The organism is Flavobacterium sp. ASV13 (assembly GCF_000745775.1).
In the GTDB taxonomy this organism is placed as follows: Bacteria; Bacteroidota; Bacteroidia; order Flavobacteriales; family Flavobacteriaceae; genus Flavobacterium.
In genome coordinates this window covers 698,860-719,768 of the sequence record NZ_JQJY01000001.1, presented here as the reverse complement: position 1 = coordinate 719,768, position 20,909 = coordinate 698,860, and the positions used below count along the sequence as shown (strand labels likewise).

Annotated in this window: 16 protein-coding genes; 8 read left to right on the top strand and 8 right to left on the bottom strand. The window is 34.7% G+C overall.

Annotated features, from left to right (window positions below; translation table 11 throughout):
* The first annotated feature begins 2 nt into the window (after positions 1–2).
* Genes GQ47_RS03070 through GQ47_RS03060 form a run of 3 tightly spaced genes read left to right on the top strand, consistent with a single transcriptional unit; the run spans position 3 to position 1,754 of the window.
* Positions 3–368, top strand: coding sequence for a response regulator (locus tag GQ47_RS03070; RefSeq protein ID WP_035644643.1), 366 nt, complete (start codon positions 3–5; stop codon positions 366–368).
* 7 nt (positions 369–375) lie between these two features.
* Positions 376–1,185: a CheR family methyltransferase gene (locus tag GQ47_RS03065; RefSeq protein ID WP_035644640.1), complete on the top strand. Its 810-nt coding sequence runs from the start codon at positions 376–378 to the stop codon at positions 1,183–1,185.
* Entirely contained in the window at positions 1,167–1,754 is a 588-nt protein-coding gene (locus GQ47_RS03060; protein WP_035644639.1) for a chemotaxis protein CheB, read from the top strand. Before GQ47_RS03065 ends, GQ47_RS03060 begins: the two co-directional genes overlap by 19 nt.
* Before the next feature lie 327 nt (positions 1,755–2,081).
* On the opposite strand, the gene GQ47_RS03055 is transcribed toward GQ47_RS03060, so the two are convergent.
* On the bottom strand, positions 2,082–2,858 hold the full coding sequence (locus GQ47_RS03055; RefSeq protein WP_035644637.1) for a porin family protein: 777 nt from the start codon (positions 2,856–2,858) through the stop codon (positions 2,082–2,084).
* A gap of 11 nt (positions 2,859–2,869) precedes the next feature.
* Positions 2,870–3,991: a hypothetical protein gene (locus tag GQ47_RS03050; protein ID WP_035644635.1), complete on the bottom strand. Its 1,122-nt coding sequence runs from the start codon at positions 3,989–3,991 to the stop codon at positions 2,870–2,872.
* 300 nt (positions 3,992–4,291) lie between these two features.
* Between GQ47_RS03050 and GQ47_RS03045 the strand changes: the two genes are divergently transcribed.
* From GQ47_RS03045 to GQ47_RS03025, 5 genes are all read left to right on the top strand, one after another.
* Positions 4,292–4,615, top strand: a complete 324-nt coding sequence (locus GQ47_RS03045) for a DUF6660 family protein (RefSeq protein ID WP_035644632.1) — start codon at positions 4,292–4,294, stop codon at positions 4,613–4,615.
* Between the two features lie 106 nt (positions 4,616–4,721).
* Entirely contained in the window at positions 4,722–7,865 is a 3,144-nt protein-coding gene (locus tag GQ47_RS03040; RefSeq protein ID WP_035644630.1) for an efflux RND transporter permease subunit, read from the top strand.
* Positions 7,866–7,886: 21 nt separating this feature from the next.
* Positions 7,887–9,134 (top strand): TolC family protein, encoded by a 1,248-nt coding sequence (locus tag GQ47_RS23715; RefSeq protein WP_035644627.1) that lies wholly within the window; start codon positions 7,887–7,889, stop codon positions 9,132–9,134.
* A 2-nt stretch (positions 9,135–9,136) separates the two neighbouring features.
* Complete coding sequence (locus tag GQ47_RS03030) at positions 9,137–10,405, top strand: efflux RND transporter periplasmic adaptor subunit (protein ID WP_035644623.1); 1,269 nt, start codon at positions 9,137–9,139, stop codon at positions 10,403–10,405.
* 426 nt (positions 10,406–10,831) lie between these two features.
* Positions 10,832–12,832 carry a heavy metal translocating P-type ATPase gene (locus GQ47_RS03025; protein ID WP_035645181.1) on the top strand — a complete coding sequence of 667 codons (2,001 nt, stop codon included), beginning with the start codon at positions 10,832–10,834 and terminating at the stop codon, positions 12,830–12,832.
* A 4-nt stretch (positions 12,833–12,836) separates the two neighbouring features.
* Here the strand turns inward: GQ47_RS03025 and GQ47_RS22775 are convergent, their stop codons facing one another.
* From GQ47_RS22775 to GQ47_RS02995, 6 genes are all read right to left on the bottom strand, one after another.
* The gene (locus GQ47_RS22775; protein ID WP_051951328.1) at positions 12,837–14,108 is read right to left on the bottom strand and encodes a DUF6624 domain-containing protein; all 1,272 of its coding nucleotides are present in this window, start codon (positions 14,106–14,108) and stop codon (positions 12,837–12,839) included.
* 83 nt (positions 14,109–14,191) lie between these two features.
* Positions 14,192–14,842: a VOC family protein gene (locus GQ47_RS03015; protein WP_035644621.1), complete on the bottom strand. Its 651-nt coding sequence runs from the start codon at positions 14,840–14,842 to the stop codon at positions 14,192–14,194.
* Between the two features lie 268 nt (positions 14,843–15,110).
* Positions 15,111–16,565 carry a sulfatase family protein gene (locus GQ47_RS03010; protein ID WP_035644617.1) on the bottom strand — a complete coding sequence of 485 codons (1,455 nt, stop codon included), beginning with the start codon at positions 16,563–16,565 and terminating at the stop codon, positions 15,111–15,113.
* Positions 16,566–16,733: 168 nt separating this feature from the next.
* Positions 16,734–17,876, bottom strand: coding sequence for a cytochrome-c peroxidase (locus GQ47_RS03005; RefSeq protein WP_035644615.1), 1,143 nt, complete (start codon positions 17,874–17,876; stop codon positions 16,734–16,736).
* 92 nt (positions 17,877–17,968) lie between these two features.
* Entirely contained in the window at positions 17,969–19,441 is a 1,473-nt protein-coding gene (locus tag GQ47_RS03000; protein ID WP_035644613.1) for a hypothetical protein, read from the bottom strand.
* A complete protein-coding gene (locus tag GQ47_RS02995) occupies positions 19,428–20,909 on the bottom strand; it encodes a RagB/SusD family nutrient uptake outer membrane protein (protein WP_035644611.1) in 1,482 nt (493 codons plus the stop codon). Before GQ47_RS02995 ends, GQ47_RS03000 begins: the two co-directional genes overlap by 14 nt.

Here is a 20,909-nt window from a genome sequence, read left to right as displayed (position 1 = left end):
ATATGAGTAAAAAACGACTTTTAATTGTAGATGACGATTCCAGAAATATCTTCGCATTAGAACATACTTTGCGTGTCAAATCATACGATTGTTTGTCTTGTACAAGTGCCGAAGAAGCTTTAAAACTATTAAAATCGGATGAAAAGGTTGATGCGGTTTTATTGGATATGATGATGCCCGAAATGGATGGTTATGATGCAATTCCTTTAATAAAAGCGATTCCGTCAAGAGCATCTATTTTTGTTGTTGCGGTAACCGCCCAGGCAATGACGGGCGATAAAGAAAAGTGTTTAGAGGCTGGGGCAGACGATTATATTTCAAAACCAGTTGATGTTGATAAGTTACTGCTTGTTTTAAGCAAAATTTGAACGAAATATGATTGAGGATATTGAATTAGAGCTGCTTATCAATGAAGTTTATGAATACTATGGTTTTGATTTTGGAAGTTATTCCAGAGCTTCGCTCAAACGTCGCGTAAACCGGGTTTTTCATTTAGACGGTTTTACGCATTTTCATGAATTTCTTTCAAAAGTTCGTTCAGATCCGGAATATTATAAAAGAATGGTCGACGAAATTACGGTGAATGTAACCGAGATGTTTCGCGATCCTGCATTTTATAATGTTTTGCGAACCCAAATTCTGCCTTTATTGGGAACAAAACCTTTTATTAGATTGTGGCATGCCGGATGTTCTACAGGTGAAGAAGTATATTCGATGGCAATTATGCTCAAAGAGGCCGGACTGCTTCATAAATCTTTAATTTATGCAACCGATATAAATGCAACGGTTTTAGAAACTGCCAAAAAAGGAATTTTCCCGCTCCGAATGATGAAAGAGTATTCACAAAATTATCGTGATGCAGGAGGTCAGGAGGATTTTTCAAGTTATTATACGGCCAATTATGGTATCGCAAAATTTAATAGCGATTTAGGAGAGAAGATGGTTTTTTCACAGCATAACCTCGTTTCCGATACTTCATTCAATGAATTTGATATGATTTTGTGCCGAAATGTTTTAATCTATTTTGATGCCGATTTACAAAAACGTGTAATTAATTTGTTTGATGAAAGTTTAGCTGTTTTGGGCTTCTTGGCTCTAGGAACTAAAGAAACTATAAAATATTCTATTGCTCCAAATAAATACAAACAATTGGATAAAGATAAAATATGGAGGAAATTAAAATAATATCAGATTGTAAAGTAGTGATCATTGGAGGATCTGCGGGAAGTCTGAATGCTTTAATGCAGATTTTGCCGGAACTTATAAAACTCAATGATTTTGCGCTTGTACTTGTTCTTCACAGAAAAAGTACAGATGAAGAGACTTTAGAAGATTTAATTACACTGAAATCAAATATAAAAGTAAAACCCGTTGAAGATAAAACACCACTTTTGCCTGGGTTTATTTATATCGCGCCATCCAATTATCATTTACTGTTTGAAAAAGAGGGAATTCTGGCTTTAGATACTTCAGAAAAAATAAACTACAGCCGTCCGAGTATTGATGTTTCTTTTGAATCGGCGGCAGAAATTTATGGTTCTTCCTTAATCGCAATTTTATTATCGGGTTCAAATTCAGACGGAACAGAAGGTTTAAAAGCGATTAAAGCAGCAGGCGGAATAATTGCGGTTCAAAATCCTCTTTCAGCCGAAATGCCTTTTATGCCTAATAACGCCATTTTATACACAAATCCTGATTTCATTTTAAATACTCAGGAAATACTTCATTTTATTGCTTCAATAAATACAAAATAGACCAGAGTCTGAGTTAGATTATTTTGTTTTTTTATCCCGTTAGGGATTAAATATTGGTAGAAATTAGTTTTACCTCACACCCATTTGTCCCGTAGGGACTACATTTTGCATAAATTCAAATAAAAATGGCATTAAACATATAGTCCCTACGGGACAAAATAAAACTGGGATATTTTTTTTCTACCAATATTTAATCCCTAACGGGACAAAAAAATAGTCCGAATGAATTTTTACAAGTTTAATCAAATTTGTTAGCAAGCTTGTAAGTATTATTTGCATATTTATAGACACCTACAAGGTTTTGGAAACCTTTCAGGAATTTATGTCTTAATTTTTCGGCGCTGGTTTTTCATCTTCAGGAAGAATAACTTTATTTAATTCGGCTTCTTCTGCGGCTCTTTTTTTAGCGGCTTTTCCTTTTCCAATTGGTAATCCAGCCGTAATATACCAAGATCTGTTGAATTGATTATTTGGTCCGTCACCTTTCATTACAGTTACAAGGCCATAATAGTACTGAACAGTAAAATTAAGTCCGTTTCCAACATTTAAATGATATCCAAGACCTGCAGCAAGCCCAGCATCAATAACGTGAATTTGATCGCGGATATTTCTTTTGTAGATTACATCATCTTTTTCATATTCAGTTTTGAATTCATCAAAGGCTTTCGCCAATAAACCAAACTGAGGTCCGGCTTTAACATAAATATTGTTTTTGAATTGATATTTGATTAAAATCGGAACATTAAAATAGCGTATTTCGCGATTCACGCTTCCTCCGACAAAAGTATTGTCTAAATTAACATCGCCCGTAGGATAAACCGGAATTCCCTGCGCACCCATAGGAGATTTTACGATTACCCCAGTATTAATCATCCAGGCAGGATTTTTCCTTGATCTAAGATCAAAATAAAATCCAAGATTAAAACCAGGATTGGTTCCTGAAGAATCCATATTTGAAATCGTAGAAAAATTAACGCCACCTTCTAAACCAAATTCCAAAAACTCAGAGTTAAGTTTATCTCCAAAAATCAAGGAAATTAAAACTTGTGACCGTGCCGATGAAATGCAAAAGAAAGTGAAGACGATTAATAAAATCTTTTTCATAAATGGATGAATTACAGTCCAAAACGATATTGTAAACTTCCCAATACTTGAGTACGGCTTGCTAAGAAGCCACATTCTGCACGAAACATAAAATGTTTATTGAATTGAAATTGCGACCCAACAATAAAGTTCCACATATCTTTTGGTCTTTTTTGGAGCGAATACTGTACAGATGAATCTCCGGCTGTGCTCAATGCTCCGTCCAGAGTTGCAAGGAAGGTTCCTGCTCTTTCTAAAGCTCTGTCTGCAGTATTATGTTTGGCTACATTAACCGGATTTTTTTGTTCAGCAGGACTCAAGCTGTCCCACCAGTTATCTACTTTTGTTTGGTTTTCGGATACTTTCTGAAGACCGTTATCTACTTTCGCCTGAGCGCTGCTTAAATCAATAAAATCAGATAAAGGTAAATCTCCATTAGTATCTCCAGAGATATGAACTCTGAAACCTCCAACCCAAACTGCAATATTTTGTTCTGGTTTATTGAATTTAAATGTTTTTCCTAATCTCGGTCCAAAAACATAAGAAAATGCAGGTTTATCAAGCGAACTGATATCAGTCCAGGCCATATTCATATCAAGTGCCAGCCAGCCTCCGCCAATACCAATTGTTGGCGTCATACCAATACCAAAAGTTGTAGCATCGAAATTTGCTTTGGTGCTGAAATTTGCAATTTCAGACCAGTTATTATCGGCATCGGGAACCCAAATACCGGCATTAATTTTTGTAGAAGTATTAGCTTTTCCAAAAATTCCATAAATATTTAAGAAGGGAAGCAACCAAATATCGGGTCTAACGGTCAAAGCGCCAGCTTCTACAGTAGATTTATCAAATCGTACGATTTCGTCTAAATTATAAAGCGGACCGTGATTAAAGCCAACTTCCAGATTATTAATTACAATCTCAGATTCTTGCCAAAAATAATTAACAGAAACTCCCGCAGAGTATGGAAGTTTATATCCTTTTTGGGCTACTTTTTCACCCCAGATTGGCAAAGCATAAGGGTATTTTTCGACAGCTAGACTGTCTTTTAATTCTTCATTTTTTTTTCCTACAATTTTGTCGGTGTAAACCTGCCCGAAAATTTGTATACTAAATAATAATAAAAAGGCTGATATTAATGTTTTACATTTCATTGATTAGAGTGTTTTAATGTTAATTAATAAACTGCGAAAAATAAATATGCACTAATAATTATGGGGTAATCTTTTTATCTGCTATACGTAGTGTAGGTTTTTATAATTATGCTTAAGACTTCATAATGTGTTAATTAATGTTAAAGTTAACGAAATTTTCTTACCTCTTGCAAAATTTCTTAATAAAGTATCAATTCACTTAAAAAATAAGTCAACAGTTGTTAAAAGTTGGTTTGTTGTTTTTTACATTTATCAATATCAATAATTTATATTTTTAAAAAATAATAGTATTTTTACAACATGAAATGGATTACAGTATTATTATCAATTTATTTGATAGCACTTTCAAGTATGCCTTGTGCAGATATGGAAGTGAATAGTGCTGCGCATAAAACAGCTCAGTTTTCTTCTGAGGCAAATCATTCCCATGATAAAGACAACGATTTATGTTCGCCATTTTGTGCCTGCAACTGCTGTGGAGCGCAGGTATTAAATTACCAAAATGTTGCAGTTTTTGAGTTTCCTTCAGAAAATCATCTTATTTCAATTCCTTTACCAAGTTATAATTCTGTTTTTGCTTCCAATTTCTATGGAAGTATTTGGCAACCCCCTCAGATAGCATAATGATGCCTGACCTAATTTAAATTAGGATCAGGATAGAGAGTTGCGGACTTTCCGCACATTATCGGGCAATAATCTGCCTAATTTCTCATATCATTATATTATTCAAATGCTAGATAAAATCATTCAATTTAGTATAAAGAACAAATTCGTTATACTATTATTTACCCTTGTGCTCATTGCATGGGGAAGTTATTCGCTTAAAAAATTGCCACTTGATGCCTTGCCGGATGTGACAAACAATCAGGTGCAAATTATTACTACAGCGCCCACTTTGGCAAGTCAGGAAGTGGAACAATTAATTACTTATCCGTTAGAAAGAGCTGTAAAAACAGTTCCGAATGTAATCGAACTCCGAAGTATCTCCCGTTTCGGATTATCAGTTGTAACTGTTGTTTTTGAAGACGATGTAGATATTTACTGGGCTCGTGAACAGATTTTTCAACGTTTAAAACAAGCCGAAGAAAATATTCCTGATTATGTAAATTCACCAGAATTAGCGCCTATTTCTACAGGTTTGGGCGAAATTTACCAATATGACGTTTATGCCAAAAAAGGCTATGAAAACAAATACAGCGCCATCGAACTGCGAACAATTCAGGATTGGATTATTATTCCGCAATTGCAAGGCGTTCGTGGCGTAGCTGAGGTAAGTGCTTGGGGCGGAAAATTAAAACAATACGAAATTGCCGTAAACCCAAATATGCTCAATAGTTTAGGCGTTACTATTACCGAAATTTTTGATGCTTTAGAAAAAAACAACCAAAACACAGGTGGCGCTTATATTGAAAAAGATCAATATACCTACTTTATTCGTGGAGTAGGAATGGCAAAAGGCATAAAAGATCTTGAGAATGTTGTGGTAAAAAACCGAAACGGTTCACCCGTTTTAGTACGTAACGTTGCTCAGGTACGAGAAGGAGTTGCATTACGTTATGGCGCTTCTACAAAAGACGGAAAAGGCGAAATTGTTTCAGGTATGGTTTTAATGCTGAAAGGAGAAAATTCCAGTGCTGTTGTAAATCGTGTTCATGAAAAAATGGCCCAAATCAACAAAAGTCTACCGGAAGGAGTTGTTGCCGAGGCCTTTATAGACAGAGGAAAACTCGTGGATAATTCGATTAAAACTGTTGCAAAGAATTTATTAGAAGGCGCTTTGATCGTCATTTTTGTACTGATTTTATTTTTAGGAAATCTTCGTGCAGGATTAATTGTCGCTTCGGTTATTCCGTTGGCAATGTTGTTTGCTGTTATTCTGATGAATGCTTTTGGCGTAAGCGGGAATTTGATGAGCTTAGGCGCAATAGATTTTGGAATTATCGTCGATGGCGCCGTAATCATTGTCGAAGCCACAATGCATCATCTTCAGAAATTGAAAAGCAAAAAAGAATTAACGCAGGAAGAAATGGATTCCGAAGTATATAATTCGGCTTCAAAAATCAGGAATAGTGCCGCTTTTGGAGAAATAATCATTTTAATCGTTTATCTGCCAATACTAGCTTTAATTGGAACTGAAGGAAAAATGTTTAAACCAATGGCAATGACAGTTGGTTTTGCTATTATTGGCGCTTTTATTCTTTCCCTGACTTACATTCCAATGATGAGCGCTTTGTTTTTATCTAAAAAAACAGATCATAAAGAAAACATTAGTGATCGAATGATTGCCTGGTTAGAAAATAAATATACGCCTTTGTTAAATAAAGCTTTGGAATTTAAAAAAGTGGTTCTTTCTATCGCTTTAGGATTGTTCGCTTTGGCATTTATTATTTTCCAAAATATGGGAGGCGAATTTATTCCAACAATTGAAGAAGGTGATTTAGCCATAAATGCCACAATTATGACCGGAAGTTCGCTTACGCAGATGGTCGAAACCGCTACTAAATTGGAACAGATTTTAAAAGCTAAATTCCCTGAAATCGAAACTATTGTAACCAAAATAGGAAGCGGCGAAATCCCAACCGATCCAATGCCAATTGAAAGCGGTGATTTGATTATCGTTTTAAAAGACAAAAAAGAATGGAAAGGCAAATATCATAATTGGGAAGAATTGGCAAACGCTATGAAAGAAGAAATGGAAGTAATTCCTGGCGCCAATATTGAGATCTCGCAACCTATTCAAATGCGTTTTAACGAATTAATGACGGGAAGCCGATCTGATATTGCCATTAAAATTTTTGGAGACGATTTAGATGTTCTGGATTCGAAAGCAACAGAATTGATTTCGAAAATCAAAAATATTGAAGGAATTGGCGATTTAAAAGCAGATAAAGTCACAGGATTGCCCCAAATTACGATTAAATACGATTACAATAAAATTGCCCTTTACGGATTGAATATTTCGGATATCAATCAAATTATTCGTTCGTCATTTGCTGGCGAAAGCGCCGGAAAAATCTATGAAGAAAGCAAAAGATTTGATGTTGTCGTAAGAATGAATGAAGACAATCGTGGTGATATTACAGATGTAAGCAATTTATTTATTCCGCTTCCAAATGGCCAGCAAGTGCCGCTTTCTCAAGTGGCTTCGGTCGAATACGAACAAGGTCCGGTGCAGGTTATCCGTGAAGACGGAAAACGTAGAATTACCGTAGGGCTAAATGTGAGAGGGAGAGATATAAAAAGTGTGGTTGAAGAAATCCAGTCGAAACTCGATAAAAATTTTAAACTTCCCACAGGTTATTATGTAACATACGGCGGCCAATTTGAGAATTTAATTGAGGCTTCAAAAAGACTTTCTGTCGCGCTTCCAATTGCTTTGGGGTTGATTTTAGTTTTACTCTATTTTACTTTCAAAAGTGTAAAACAAGCGCTGTTGATTTTTACCGCCATTCCATTATCAGCGATTGGAGGTGTTTTTGCGCTTTCGCTGAGAGGAATGCCATTCAGCATCTCTGCAGGAATTGGTTTTATTGCTTTATTCGGTATTGCGGTTTTAAATGGAATCGTGCTGATTTCATATTTCAATCAATTAAAAACAGAAGGAATTTTAGATCCATTGCAACGTGTTTTAATCGGAACCAAAACAAGATTAAGACCGGTTTTAATGACAGCTTCGGTAGCTTCATTAGGATTTTTGCCAATGGCATTGTCAACAAGCGGTGGAGCAGAAGTTCAAAAACCATTAGCAACTGTAGTTATCGGCGGATTAATCTCGGCGACTTTATTAACCTTGATCGTTTTACCGATTTTTTATTTAATGCTAGAACGTAGGCTGAACCGCAAAGAGCGCAAAGATTTACGCGAAGAACGCTAAGAAATTTTAAAAGAAAGAAAAATGAATTCAATATATAAAACTCAAAATTTAACCTTTGCGAACTTTGCGAAAAAAACCTTGCGAACTTTGCGGTTAAGCGCGTTTCTATTGGTAAGTACAGTAATATTTGCACAGCAATCTATAACCTTAGAAAAAGCAATAGAACTAGCCAAATCAAATAATATCGATCTGAAAATCGCCGATAAAGAAATTGAAAAACAAACTGTTTTGAAAAAAGCAGCTTTTCAGCCAGATCCGCTGCAAGTGCAATATCAAGGCGGGCAATTCAATAGTGCCGATTATGATCATAACGTTTCAGTACAACAATTTTTTCCTTTAGGAAATATTACAAAAGCCAACCGGCAATTGCAGGAAGAATTGGCAAAATTGGCTGAAAAAAGAAAAGCTTTGTCTTCTTACGAAATTGAAAAAGCCGTGACTTTGGCTTATTATCAATATTTGTACGGCGTTTCGATTCAGAAATTGAACGCTGAACTGAATGAGATTTATACCAAATTCCTTAAGAATGCTGAACTTCGTTTTAAAACTGGAGAAAGCGGAAATATTGAAGTAATTAGTGCCAAAGCCAAAGTAAAAGAAATTGAGACACAGAAAGCACAATTAGAATATGATTTGGCGATTTATCAGAAACAATTGCAATTTTTCATTCAGACGAATGAAAATATTGTTCCCGACCAAAATACAGCATTGCAATATATTTTCATAGAAAATCAGCAAAACACAAAAGCAGAAACTTTAGTAACGGATTTGTATCAACAGCAGATTTCAGTTTATCAAAAAGAAGTTCAAACTTTTAAAGCTTTAAGAACACCAAAAGTTGGTGTAGGTTATTTTGCTCAAACCATTAATACGGAATCTCTTTTTCAGGGTTTTACAGCAGGATTACAGATTCCGCTTTTTGGAGGTGTGAATACGACGAAAGCCAAAGTGGCAGAAATAAGTATTACGCAATCACAATTGGCTTTAGACAAAAATAAAATGATATTGAATTTGCAAAGAGATGAATTACAAAACAATTTCGAAAAGCAGCAGAAAAATTTAGCTTATTTTCAGAATGAAGGTTCGCAATACGCCAATCAGATTATTGAAACGGCGCAGAAAAGTTACGCTAATGGCGATATGAGTTATTGGTCGTATATCAGTTTTTTAAATCAGGCAATTGATATTAAAAAACAATTTGCAGAGGCTACGCACAGCTACAATCAAAGTGCAATCGAACTTCAATTCCCAACCATCAAAAACAATTAAAAATGAAAAATATATTTATAACTGAAAATTTAACCGCAAAGCACGCAAAGACAAAACGCAAAGTTCGCAAAGGAATAAAACTTAGCGCCCTTTGCGTAACCTTTGCGCTCTTTGCGGTTATGTTAACAAGCTGCAATGAAAAGAAAGCAGAGGAAAGCCACGAAGAAGAAAAATCAACTACAGAAGTTGTTTTAACCACTTCTCAATACAACACAGTCGGAATTGAAACCGGAATTGTCGAAGACCGAAATCTGAATAAAATCATCAAAGCGAATGGCTACACAACAGTTCCTCCGCAAAATTCTGCTGAGGTTTCGACTTTAATTGGCGGAACGGTAAAAGATATTTATGTTTTGGAAGGAACTTTTGTCAATAAAGGAAAAGTTTTGGCAACAATTCAAAATCTGGAAGTAATTGAAATGCAGGAAGATTACCATTCGGCTACAGCAAATGTGGAATATTTGCAATTGGAATACAACCGTCAGAAGACATTAAGCGATGAAAATGTAAATCCGAGAAAGACTTTTCAGGAAGTAAAAGCAAAATTAGCAGCAGAAAGAGCTCGCGCACAGGCAGCAAAAAATAAACTTGATGCTTTGCATGTAAGCACAAAAGGAACAACGTCAGTAGTGCCAATTGTTTCACCAATAAATGGTTATGTTGGAAAAATTAATATTGCTAAAGGCGCTTTTGCAAATACAGGAGTTTCACTTTTTGAAGTAGTTGATAATAGCCAGATGCATTTGGATTTAAATGTTTATGAGAAAGATTTAGGTTCGATTTCTATTGGTCAGGTAATTGATTTTGTATTAACAAATCAGTCGAATAAATCGATTAAAGGAAAGATTTTCGGAGTCAATAAATCATTCTCTAATGAAAGTAAAACCGTTGCTGTTCACGCTAAAATCGATCCTGCTGATGCTAAAGGCCTTATTCCGGGAATGTATGTTTCTGCTAATATAAATATTACTAATGCTACTGTTCCTGCATTGCCAAAAGATGCTGTGGTTAAAAACGCAGACAAGTATTTTGTATTTATTCAAGAAAATGAAAAAACAGAGAAAAAATACGATCATGCAGCTGGCGAAAAAGAGGAAGTTCATGAACAGGAAGTTCATTTTAAAGCTATAGAAGTAGTTCCTGGAACAACAGATTTAGGTTTTACAGAAGTTAAGTTTGTAAATGAAGTTCCTGCGAATGCTAAAATTGTAACGAAAGGCGCTTTTTATCTGCTTTCAGCAATGAAAGGCGGAGGAGAACATGAGCATTGATTTTTTTTAAAGGGGCTAAGGTTCTGAGATGCTAAGTTGCTAAGTTTTTTTGCAGGAGTTAATCTCGCAAAGGCGCGAAGTCGCAAAGTTTTTTTATACAGATTTTATAAGATTAATTTGAGTTGCCTCCAGCTTTAGCTGGAGGTGCTTAATAAGATTGTAATTGGCTTTAGCCAAACTTGCGATTTTAGGCTAAAGCCTTCTTTGTTTTTATTATAATCCTCCAGCTAAAGCTTGAGGCAATTCAATTGAAAAACTTTGCGGCTTCGCGCCTTTGCGAGAGTAACTCCTTTCAACCTTAAAAACTTTGTGTCTTAGTGCCTTTACGGCTATAAACTTTGCTACAAAATGCTTAAATTTAGAACATTATTTAAACAAAGTTTCGGTGCTACTAAAACCTGAAACTTGAAACTTGAAACTCAAAAAATGATACATCAAGATAAAGAAGTAAAAAATACAAAAAGCAAGCCCAAACCTTCCTGCTGTTGCTCGCACGATGAACCAGTACATTCAGAAAATGGCGGGCACGATCACGGAGGTCATGATCATGAACACAATACTGAGGGCGGGCTTTTTAAACTATTTATGCCGTCCATAATTTCCCTTGTTTTATTGATTATCGGAATTGGATTTGACAACTATTATCCTCAAAACTGGTTTACAGGATATATCAGAATTGCGTGGTACATTATTGCTTATCTTCCGGTTGGGATTCCAGTTTTGAAAGAAGCTTATGAAAGCATTGTAAAAGGCGATGTTTTCTCTGAATTTTTCCTAATGTGTATTGCAACAATTGGTGCTTTTGCAATTGGTCAATATCCAGAAGGTGTTGCAGTTATGTTGTTTTATACAATTGGAGAAACTTTTCAGGGAATGGCAGTAAATCGGGCGAAATCGAGTATTAAGAGTTTGCTAGACCAGCGTCCCGATGAGGTTACGATTTTAGAAAATAATGTTGCTGTAAAAGTAAAGGCAAAAGACGTTAAGATAGGAGCGATTATTCAGCTGAAAGCGGGTGAAAAATTAGGCTTAGATGGCGAATTATTATCTGATTCTGCTTCGTTTAATACAGCAGCTTTAACAGGAGAAAGTAAACCTGATACCAAGAAGAAAGGTGAAACTGTTTTGGCAGGAATGATAAACGGAAATACGATTGCTGAAGTAAAAGTTACAACCGCTTACAACGACAGTAAATTATCTAAAATTTTGGAACTGGTACAAAATGCTACAACCAAAAAAGCTCCTGCGGAATTGTTCATCAGAAAGTTTGCTAAAATTTATACGCCAATTGTAGTCTATTTAGCAATCGCAATTTGCTTGGTTCCGATGCTTTTCGTAGACAATTACGTTTTTAGCGACTGGTTATACAGAGCTTTGGTTTTCTTGGTTATTTCTTGTCCTTGTGCACTGGTTATCAGTATTCCGCTTGGGTATTTTGGAGGAATCGGCGCTGCAAGTAAAAACGGAATTCTGTTTAAAGGAAGTAATTTCCTGGACAGTATTTCGACAATCCAGAATGTGGTGGTTGATAAAACCGGAACAATGACAGAAGGTGTTTTTAAAGTTCAGGAAGTTATTATAAAAACTGAATTTGATAAAGAAGAAATTCTGAAAATTGTAAATGCCTTAGAAAGCCGAAGTACTCATCCTGTGGCAACTGCAATTCATAATCATGTCGGACCAATTGATTCTTCTGTAGAATTGAAAGATATTGAAGAAATTGCAGGACATGGTTTAAAAGCTTCTTTTAACGGAAAAGAGCTTCATGTTGGAAACTTCAAACTTTTGGATAAATATAGTATTCCGTTTGATATTGATCCGTCAGCAATAGTTTATACCACAATTGCGATTGCTTACGACGGAAAATTTGCCGGATATTTAACGATTGCAGATGAAATTAAGGAGGATGCAAAAGAAACGGTTTCAAAACTAAAATCTTTAGGTGTCAAACTAACCATGCTAAGTGGTGATAAAACCAATGTAGTGCAATTTGTTGCTGATAAACTTGGAATTACAAAATCATTTGGAGATTTACTTCCCGAAGATAAAGTCAATAAGGTAAACGAAATTAAAGCCAAAAATGAAACAGTCGCATTTGTTGGTGATGGTGTTAACGATGCGCCTGTAATTGCGCTCAGCACAGTTGGAATTGCAATGGGAGGTTTAGGAAGCGATGCCACTATTGAAACCGCAGATATTGTAATTCAGGATGATAAACCAAGTAAGATTCCAATGGCGATTAACATTGGAAAACAGACTAAAAAAATTGTCTGGCAGAATATTATACTGGCATTTGCTGTAAAAGCTTTTGTTTTAATTCTTGGCGCGGGCGGACTAGCAACTATGTGGGAAGCTGTTTTTGCTGACGTTGGAGTGGCGCTGTTAGCAATTTTGAATGCCGTGAGAATTCAGAGAATGAAGTTTTAGAGTATCATAAAGAATCAACAATATCATTCCATCTTTTTTCAGAATAAAATGTATTAAATTCTTTATTTGATAAGAGTATTTTTTTGTCCAAATCTCCTCTGAGATAATTCAAATTTAAAAAATCTAAAGAAATGCTTCTGTACTGTTCGTCACGAGTTTCATTGTAAATTTTTGCAAACAGTTCAGAAGCTTCAAAATTTTGTTCACTTGTCATTCCACCTAAAATCATGGACGCATTATTATAATTATCATATACTTTCTGAAACTCTTTTGTCTCATAATACTTTTTAGCCTCATTTATTAGATTTGATGTACTCTCCGCATCTTTTTTATCCTTTTTTGACGCTTCTTCAGCTGTTGGAATCGTGTATTTAAAACCATAATTTAAAGCATAAATTTTTAAAGGAAGAAGTCCAAATTCATTTCTTCTTTTATCAGCTTCATTTTCTTTAATTATGCCTCTAAAACTTGAAGCTTTCCCATTTTGTGTCCAATTTACCTGCGTTCCGTAAACTTGTTTATAATTGAGATTGCATTGCACTCGGTCATACAAAAAAGCATAGTTTTCCATATCCAATTCTTTCGTCCCTTTTAATTTATCCATTTCATGTAAAGCTGTTTTTTGGAATAAAATATCCTGATCTGCATGCTGAACAATTAGCCAGAAATTATGAGCACCATCTTTTCCTATTTCTGATATTTTTGGCCAACCGTTGGTTTTCAGAATCTCTTTTGCTGTCGAAAGATTTTTAAAATCTAAGTCATTAATTTTCTGCTGTAAATCATTCAATAGAGCAGGATCAGAAGTTTGTATTTTCCAATATCTAATTTTCTGATCTGCAATTCCCATTGCATTGATTTGTTTTCGCAATTCTGGAAGTTTTAATTTCTTTTCATATTGCTGCTCTTTCAATTCTGCTTTTTGTTTAATCGTTTTCCACGTATATGGATATTTAGCACGTAAAAAATCAAAATACGGATCTATGGAAAGTTGCTCTGCTTCAGTCCATCCTTTATTTAGAGCTATATTTAAATATTTAAAAGCTTCCGCTTGATTTTGAGCTAACGAATACATTCCCGCAGCTTTATAAGCATTTAGCGCATCAGGTTCTTTAAGCAAAAAAGCCTTTTCTAGTTTTAAAATAGCGTTTTTATAATCTTTTTGAAGATGAAGTAAAGAAGCTTCTGCGATTAATTTTTCATATGCGAGATTGGTTTGCGCCTTAGAAACGTGAAAGCTCCAAAATAATAAGGTGAGGAAGAAGTATCTTTTCATACACTTTAAAAACTATATTATAAATGTTTTTTTGCTGTGATTAAAATACAAATTATATTTTTATCTGTTTGATATGGAGTTATTTATAGATGTAATTCAATTAAGTTTTCATTGTTTTCCAGTGATATTTTCACTGGATTACTTTCAGAAGGAATTTGAGTTGGATACCAATTTCGATTGGGTTGCACCAGAATCAATAATCCTTCATGATCGCCAATTGCCGCGAATTTTTCTGTATTTGTATTTTGAGAAAAGAAATGCAATCCGTGTTCTTCAATTAATTGGTTTCCTAATTTTAATGGACTTTCAGTAACAATTCCGATTTCACATATGTTTAAAATGGAAGCAGAGCTGAATTCACCAAGTTGTTCGTTATTAAGGTCATGTCTGGCAATGAATTCCAGTAAATTTCCATTGTGATCGAAGAAATAAATAGAATGTGCATTCCAATTTTCAAAATGAGTAACGACACTTTTGTCATCCAAAACAATTAAATCAACTTTGTCCTGACACCATTGAATAGCTTCTTCAAGCTGATTTTCAGGAATATTAAAAGCAAAATGGTATATGGAATTAAATTCGAGATCTTCAATAAATTTTAAAATAGAAGTTCCAGCCTGAAACGTTATGGATTTTTGATCATTTTCCAGAATAAAAAGCCCAAAAAGGTTCTGATAAAATGCTTTCGTTTTTTGAATATCGTTTGTTTTAATTTGTATCTGATCTATTCTCATGGCAGTAATTTTTTATAAAAGAAAAAAGCTTCTTTAGCGTGACAGACAAATTTAAAAAATGCTAATGATATCAAGGATGTGGCGTTATTTTATGCGTCAATGAAAGGATAGTAAATAATTATTGATTGGGGTTAAATCGCATCTTTAAATGTTTTATTAAAGTTACAAAAAGACAAACTATCATAGTGGTAAGATTATCGAAAAAATTTTCCTCTTCTAATCTTCGCGTTTAAACACAAAAGCCCGATTACTATCGGGCTTTTGTGTTTTAGTATGTAGCAGGTTTTCTAACATTTTTCCCCACTTTTTGATTCAAATCATCACCAAGATCTTCTCTAGCTGTATCGGCAATTTTTTGAATTTGTGCTACAATTTCAGGATACAATTGCTGAACATCGCGAACTTCTCCGGGATCATGCGCTAAATCGTAAAGCGCCATTGGAAATTCTGCGGAAGCGCCTTCACCACGAAGTCCATCTTTTCCTTGCAATTTTTTATTGTAAGTAGTGCCTTTATGAGGAAAAACCAATTTCCAGTGTTTGTATCGAATAGCTTCGAGATTGTTGCTTCCAACTCCAAAATAATAATAAAAAATCTCTCTTGGACCATTAGCTGTTTTTCCAGTTAACAAAGGAAGAAAATTCAAACCGTCAATTTGATTTTTTGGTAATGAAGCTCCTGTAATTGCTGAAATTGTTGGCAGCAAATCCATGTTTGTCATTAAAGAGCTGTTTACAGTTCCGGCATTTATTTTTCCGGGCCAACGAATCAGGAACGGAACTCTCGTGCCGCCTTCCCAAGTTGTTGATTTTCCTTCTCTAAAACCACCCGAAGAACCAGCATTATCACCAAAAACCAACCATGGACCATTATCGCTGGTTAAAATCAAAACGGTATTTTTAGCAATTCCCTCTTGATCTAAAGTTTTCATTATTTCGCCAATAGACCAATCCAGTTCCATGATTACATCGCCAAAAAGTCCTAAATCACTTTTCCCTTTAAATTTATCAGAAACCGCCAAAGGTGCGTGTGGCAAAGGGTGCGTGAGATATAAAAAGAAAGGATCTTTTTTATTTTTTTTGATAAAACCAATTGCTTTTTCTGTAAAAAGAGTCGTTAATTTTGAAGCATCTTTTATATTTTCAATTGTATCAATAATGGTTGTATTGCTGATTAACGGAAGCGGAGGGAAGCTCGAACGCATGTCTTTGACATCTGTAACTTTTGAATAACCATCATAATCAATTGGCCAAACATCATGCGAATAAGGAATACCATAAAACTCATCAAAGCCATAATTTGTTGGCCAATATGGTAATTCGTTACCTAAATGCCATTTTCCATAATTAGCCGTTTTATATCCGTTTTTCTTTAAAAGTGAAGCAATTGTTTCTTCATTTGGATTTAATGCACGTTTTGCTCCCGGAAGCAATACGCCTGACATTCCGATTCGGTTAGGATAACAGCCTGTCAATAAAGCTGCTCTTGATGCGGTACAAATGGCTTGTCCGGCATTAAAATTAGTAAATCGCATTCCTTCCTGTGCGATTTGGTTAAAATGAGGAGTGTTTACGCCAGTCATTCCATAAGGCTCGGTGTCGCCGTAACCCATATCATCCATGTTGATGATAATGATGTTAGGTTTGGCATTTGAGTTTTTGCTTTGTGCAATACTAAAGGAAGTAATTGCCAAAAGAAGCATTAAGAAGAAACTTCTTTTCATAATTTGTGGTTTTAGGATTTTAAATAGTGTAATGGCTTGTATAAGTTTGGTTGGCTACAAATATATCCTTAAACCGTGGAATAAAAATAAAAAAGCCTGTTTCATTTATCGAAACAGGCTAGAAAATTTGTGAACTTTAGGGCATATTCACGAACTTTTACATTTTAATTATTTTGGCATTTCCGGAACTATAATTCGTCTTGTAGGCGTACTTAAAGTTTCGATAAAGGCTAATAAGTCGTTGATTTCTTCTTTGTTCAAATCTAATTTTCGAAGCATAGGATCTGCTTTTGGAATCAGAGAATCTCTTGCCGTACCCAGATATTTTTTTTGAACTGGAGAAGGATTTCCTAAATTGTACAATTCCACAACATCTAATAAAGAAGGAAAATGTCCGTGATGCATCCAGGGTTTTGTGTTTACAGCTTCGCGAAGTGTCGGGGTTCTGAATTTACCAATGTCTTTTTCATCTTTGGTAACATTATAACGCCCAAAATCTTCATTTTTTGTTCCGAATAAAGTCTGTCCGTCATTATGAAATTGATTATCGCTGAAATAAGGCGTATTATGACAATTGATACATTGTGCTTTTGTTCGGAATAAATGCATTCCTTTGACTTGTGAGTCTGTAAAAGCATCTGATTTTCCGCTTACAAACTGATCAAATTTACTCTTCGGACTATTGATTGATCTTTCAAAAGTGGCAATTGCGTATTGAATTCTTTCCAAAGTCACTTTTTTATCTCCAAAAGCCGAAATAAACAATGAATTATAACCTTTAATTTTGGCAATTTTATCAACGGCAATCGTCAGTTTTTCATTCATTTCTAAAGGATCCGCTACTGGAAATTGAGTCTGATTTTCTAAACTTGAAGCACGTCCATCCCAAAATAAAGAAGTAGCATAAGCTGAGTTCAAAATAGTCATAGAATTACGTTTTCCAGTTTGGCGATCGTGACCAAAAGAACGCGTCAAATTATCCGTCCAACCTAATTCTGGATTATGGCAGGAAGCACAGGCAATCTGACCACTTTTCGATAATCTCGGATCAAAAAATAAAATCTTTCCCAAACTTTCTTTTTCCTTCGAATATGGATTATAAGTTGGATAAGGCACCGCCGGAAGCATGCCAATATCCTGAAATTTAGATTTATCTACGTTTTCATGCAATTCAGCAGCAGGCCATTTCGAAGAATCTCCACCAGAATAGAGTTTTCGTAATTCCTGAATATCAATGTAATCAGGATTTTCCACACTTTTATAAGCTGTCAGGCAAAGCAGGAAAAGGATTGGAAAGATTAGTTTTTTCAATTTTGCTTGTTTTTGATTTTGTTTATGATTTGTTTCAAGTTTCAGGTTTCAGGTTTTGCGGTAACCTGAAACCTGAAACCTGAAACTTTGTATTAAAGAGTTACTTCTTTAGCACAAGGCTCGTCAATTGGATTTAATTTCGGATACGTTTTATTGTTGTAAATTTTGTATTGCGAAGTAGCAGTTCCTCCAAATAATTCGTCATTTGTTAACCTTAATTCAAACGAAATTTCAAATAAACCTGTACTTATTTCCTTGTAAGCCCCTTCGCCTGAAATAGCAATAATATGACTGCTTTTTGTTGTGCTGGCAATTGTAATAAATTGCGGAATCACAAGTACTTTTCCGGAAGTTTTACTGTTTCCGTTGTCAGGAAAAAATTCTAATGCTGAGGTTATATTGAATCCAGGCGAATTTGCTCCGGCTGTACTTTCGTTAGTAAACCATCTTTTTAAATTAAACGAATTGGTAGTCGAAGTTCCTGAAGCTACATTAAAACCAATTTTAAAAGCATCGTGGTAAATATCATCATTAGGATTTGTTGTGCCTTTATCGCTGTATAAAATAGCATTTGGATTGTCTTTTGTAACCACAACTGGAAATGTAAATGCATTAAAAGCCTGCCATGCACAAGTGCCGCTTTTGTCAAACCAGTTTTCGCCATAAGTCAGGTAAAACTGATTCGACAAATCGTAGAATTTTGATGCCGGATTTGCCAGAATATCTCTTGGAGATTTTATTGGTTTTACAATTTGCAAAATCGTATTTCCCGTCGCGGGATAATCTGTTGTATTGTTCAACGAAATAGTGCTTTCATAATACACATCGTCATTCTGAATGTCTTCTAAAAGCGTTAAATGATAGGTAATTGAACTTCTGTTATTGCCATAATCATCATGTGTTAGTTGATATTCAAATCCGTTTAGGAATTTAAATAGGGTAAGATTATCAATTTCTGAAGGAAAAAATCCATTTGGGAAATTGACTTTAAAATCGATAACTTCTCCTTTAATTCCTTTGATATCAATTTTGCTGACCGGAAAAGTATAATTGGTAGAAATAGTCCCCAAATCGATTCTGAAAGTATCATTTAAAGCTTCAGTATTTAAATTTCCGATATGAATATCAGGATCAGAAGTACTTTCAAGTTTTAGCGTAATGCTTTGATTTTCTTTCCATCTTTTATCAAATGAAACATAAATAGTATCGTTCAGTTTATTTGGCAGAAACGAAAGTTCTGTTTTAGGATTTACGCTAAAACCATCGCTGCTTCCGGTTGTAGTAGCACTGAAATAAGCTGTAACCGCATTTTTTAATGAAAATGAAGTTAAGGCAACCGGTACTTTTAGTGTTTTTACTGATTTGTTTTCGAAACTGTTTTTCGGAACAAGATTAGCGTTAATTGCCGGATATTCTAAAGGTATATTGTCGCTTTTGGTCATAAAATTGAATCTCAAAAACGGATCTGTTTTTTCTCCTCCTAATTTATAATCATCCTTTGAACAAGACGTTAATAACAGGATTACAGCAATACTTAATGTCGATATAAATTTAATACGATTCATTTTGCTTTAAATTTGAGTTAAGATTGGTATTGTACAATGGGATTGGCAATATAAATTTCGGCGAAGGATAGTTTAGACTGCAAACATTGGAAATACAGCCATCATTTCTAGTAATTCCTTTTTGATTTCGAACAAGATCAAAAAATAAATGTCCTTCAAAACAAAGTTCTTTTCTTCTTTCCAAAAGAATATTTTCTTTAATATTTGTTGCGTTGGTTAAAAGAGAAGCATTGGCGCGAGCTCTGATAATATTTATATCCGACATTGCAAGCTCAGGTTTGTTGTTTTCGGCAGCAGCTTCAGCGCGAATCAAATACATTTCGCTTAATCTAAAAGCTACATAACCCGGATTGTCATGGTATTTTTTAGTAAAATTATAAGGCAAAGGAACCTGATTTCCTGCTATTAAAGTAGAAAGCTGAAGTGGTAAGAATAACTTTTTCCTCAAATCGTTGGTTTCATAAAGATTCAATAAATCATTTGAAGCGACGTATTTTCTGCCTGTATTTGTTATTGTATTCAAAGGTGGAGGCGAAGTAGTGTAGCCAAAATAAGCTGCGACAGAACTCGAAGTTGTGCCTGAAGCATCTCGGGGAGTTGAAAATTCCAATAAAATTTCAGAAACCGGTAAATCTGGTTTTTCCCATTGTGCGATCAAATCAGCAGAACTCATTAATGTTACGCCTGAGTTTGTAATAATGTCATTTGCGGTATCATAGGCATTTTGCCAGTCTTTTTTGTATAAATAGACACGTGCAAGCAAAGCCTTTGTATTATTGCTGTTGAAATAAGAATAAGCAGGACCTTGTAAACCTGAAGTGCTTCCGTAATTTTCTAATGCTGTTTTTAAATCCTTGATAATTAAAGAATACGTATTGGCAACAGTTTCTCTTGCAGGATATTTAACACCACTTTTTATTGAACTGGTATTGTAAACAATTCCTAAATGTGTTGCATCTGGTGTAAATCCGTAATTTTGACTGTACACTAATGATAATAAAAAGTGAGAATAAGCTCGTATTGTTAAGGCTTCAGCGATAATCTGATTTTTTTCAGCCTCAGTTGCATCGGTTAATTTTGGCGTATATTCTAAAAGTAAATTGGCTTGATTTATATTATCATAATTAGTATCATAAAACATTTTAAATTCACTACTATCAGATTGATCTTCAAAAGAATATACTTTGGCAAAAGCAGTTGGAATAGTAATTTCTCCTTTATTGGTAGTTTCAAACGGCGTAATTTTTAAATTTCCGCCTTGTAAGTCGGCATACGCAGCAAAACGTTCTCCTCTCACATTATCTTCAACATTCGTGTAAAGTCCTTTTAAAGCGGTTAAAACGCCTTGTTTAGTTTGTAAAAGCTCATCGATCGAAGTTTGGGTTCCAGGTTCCTGTTCTAAAAAATCGCTGCAGCTTTGTACCGAAAAAATCAGGATTGCGATGGTTATATATTTTAAATAGTTCAT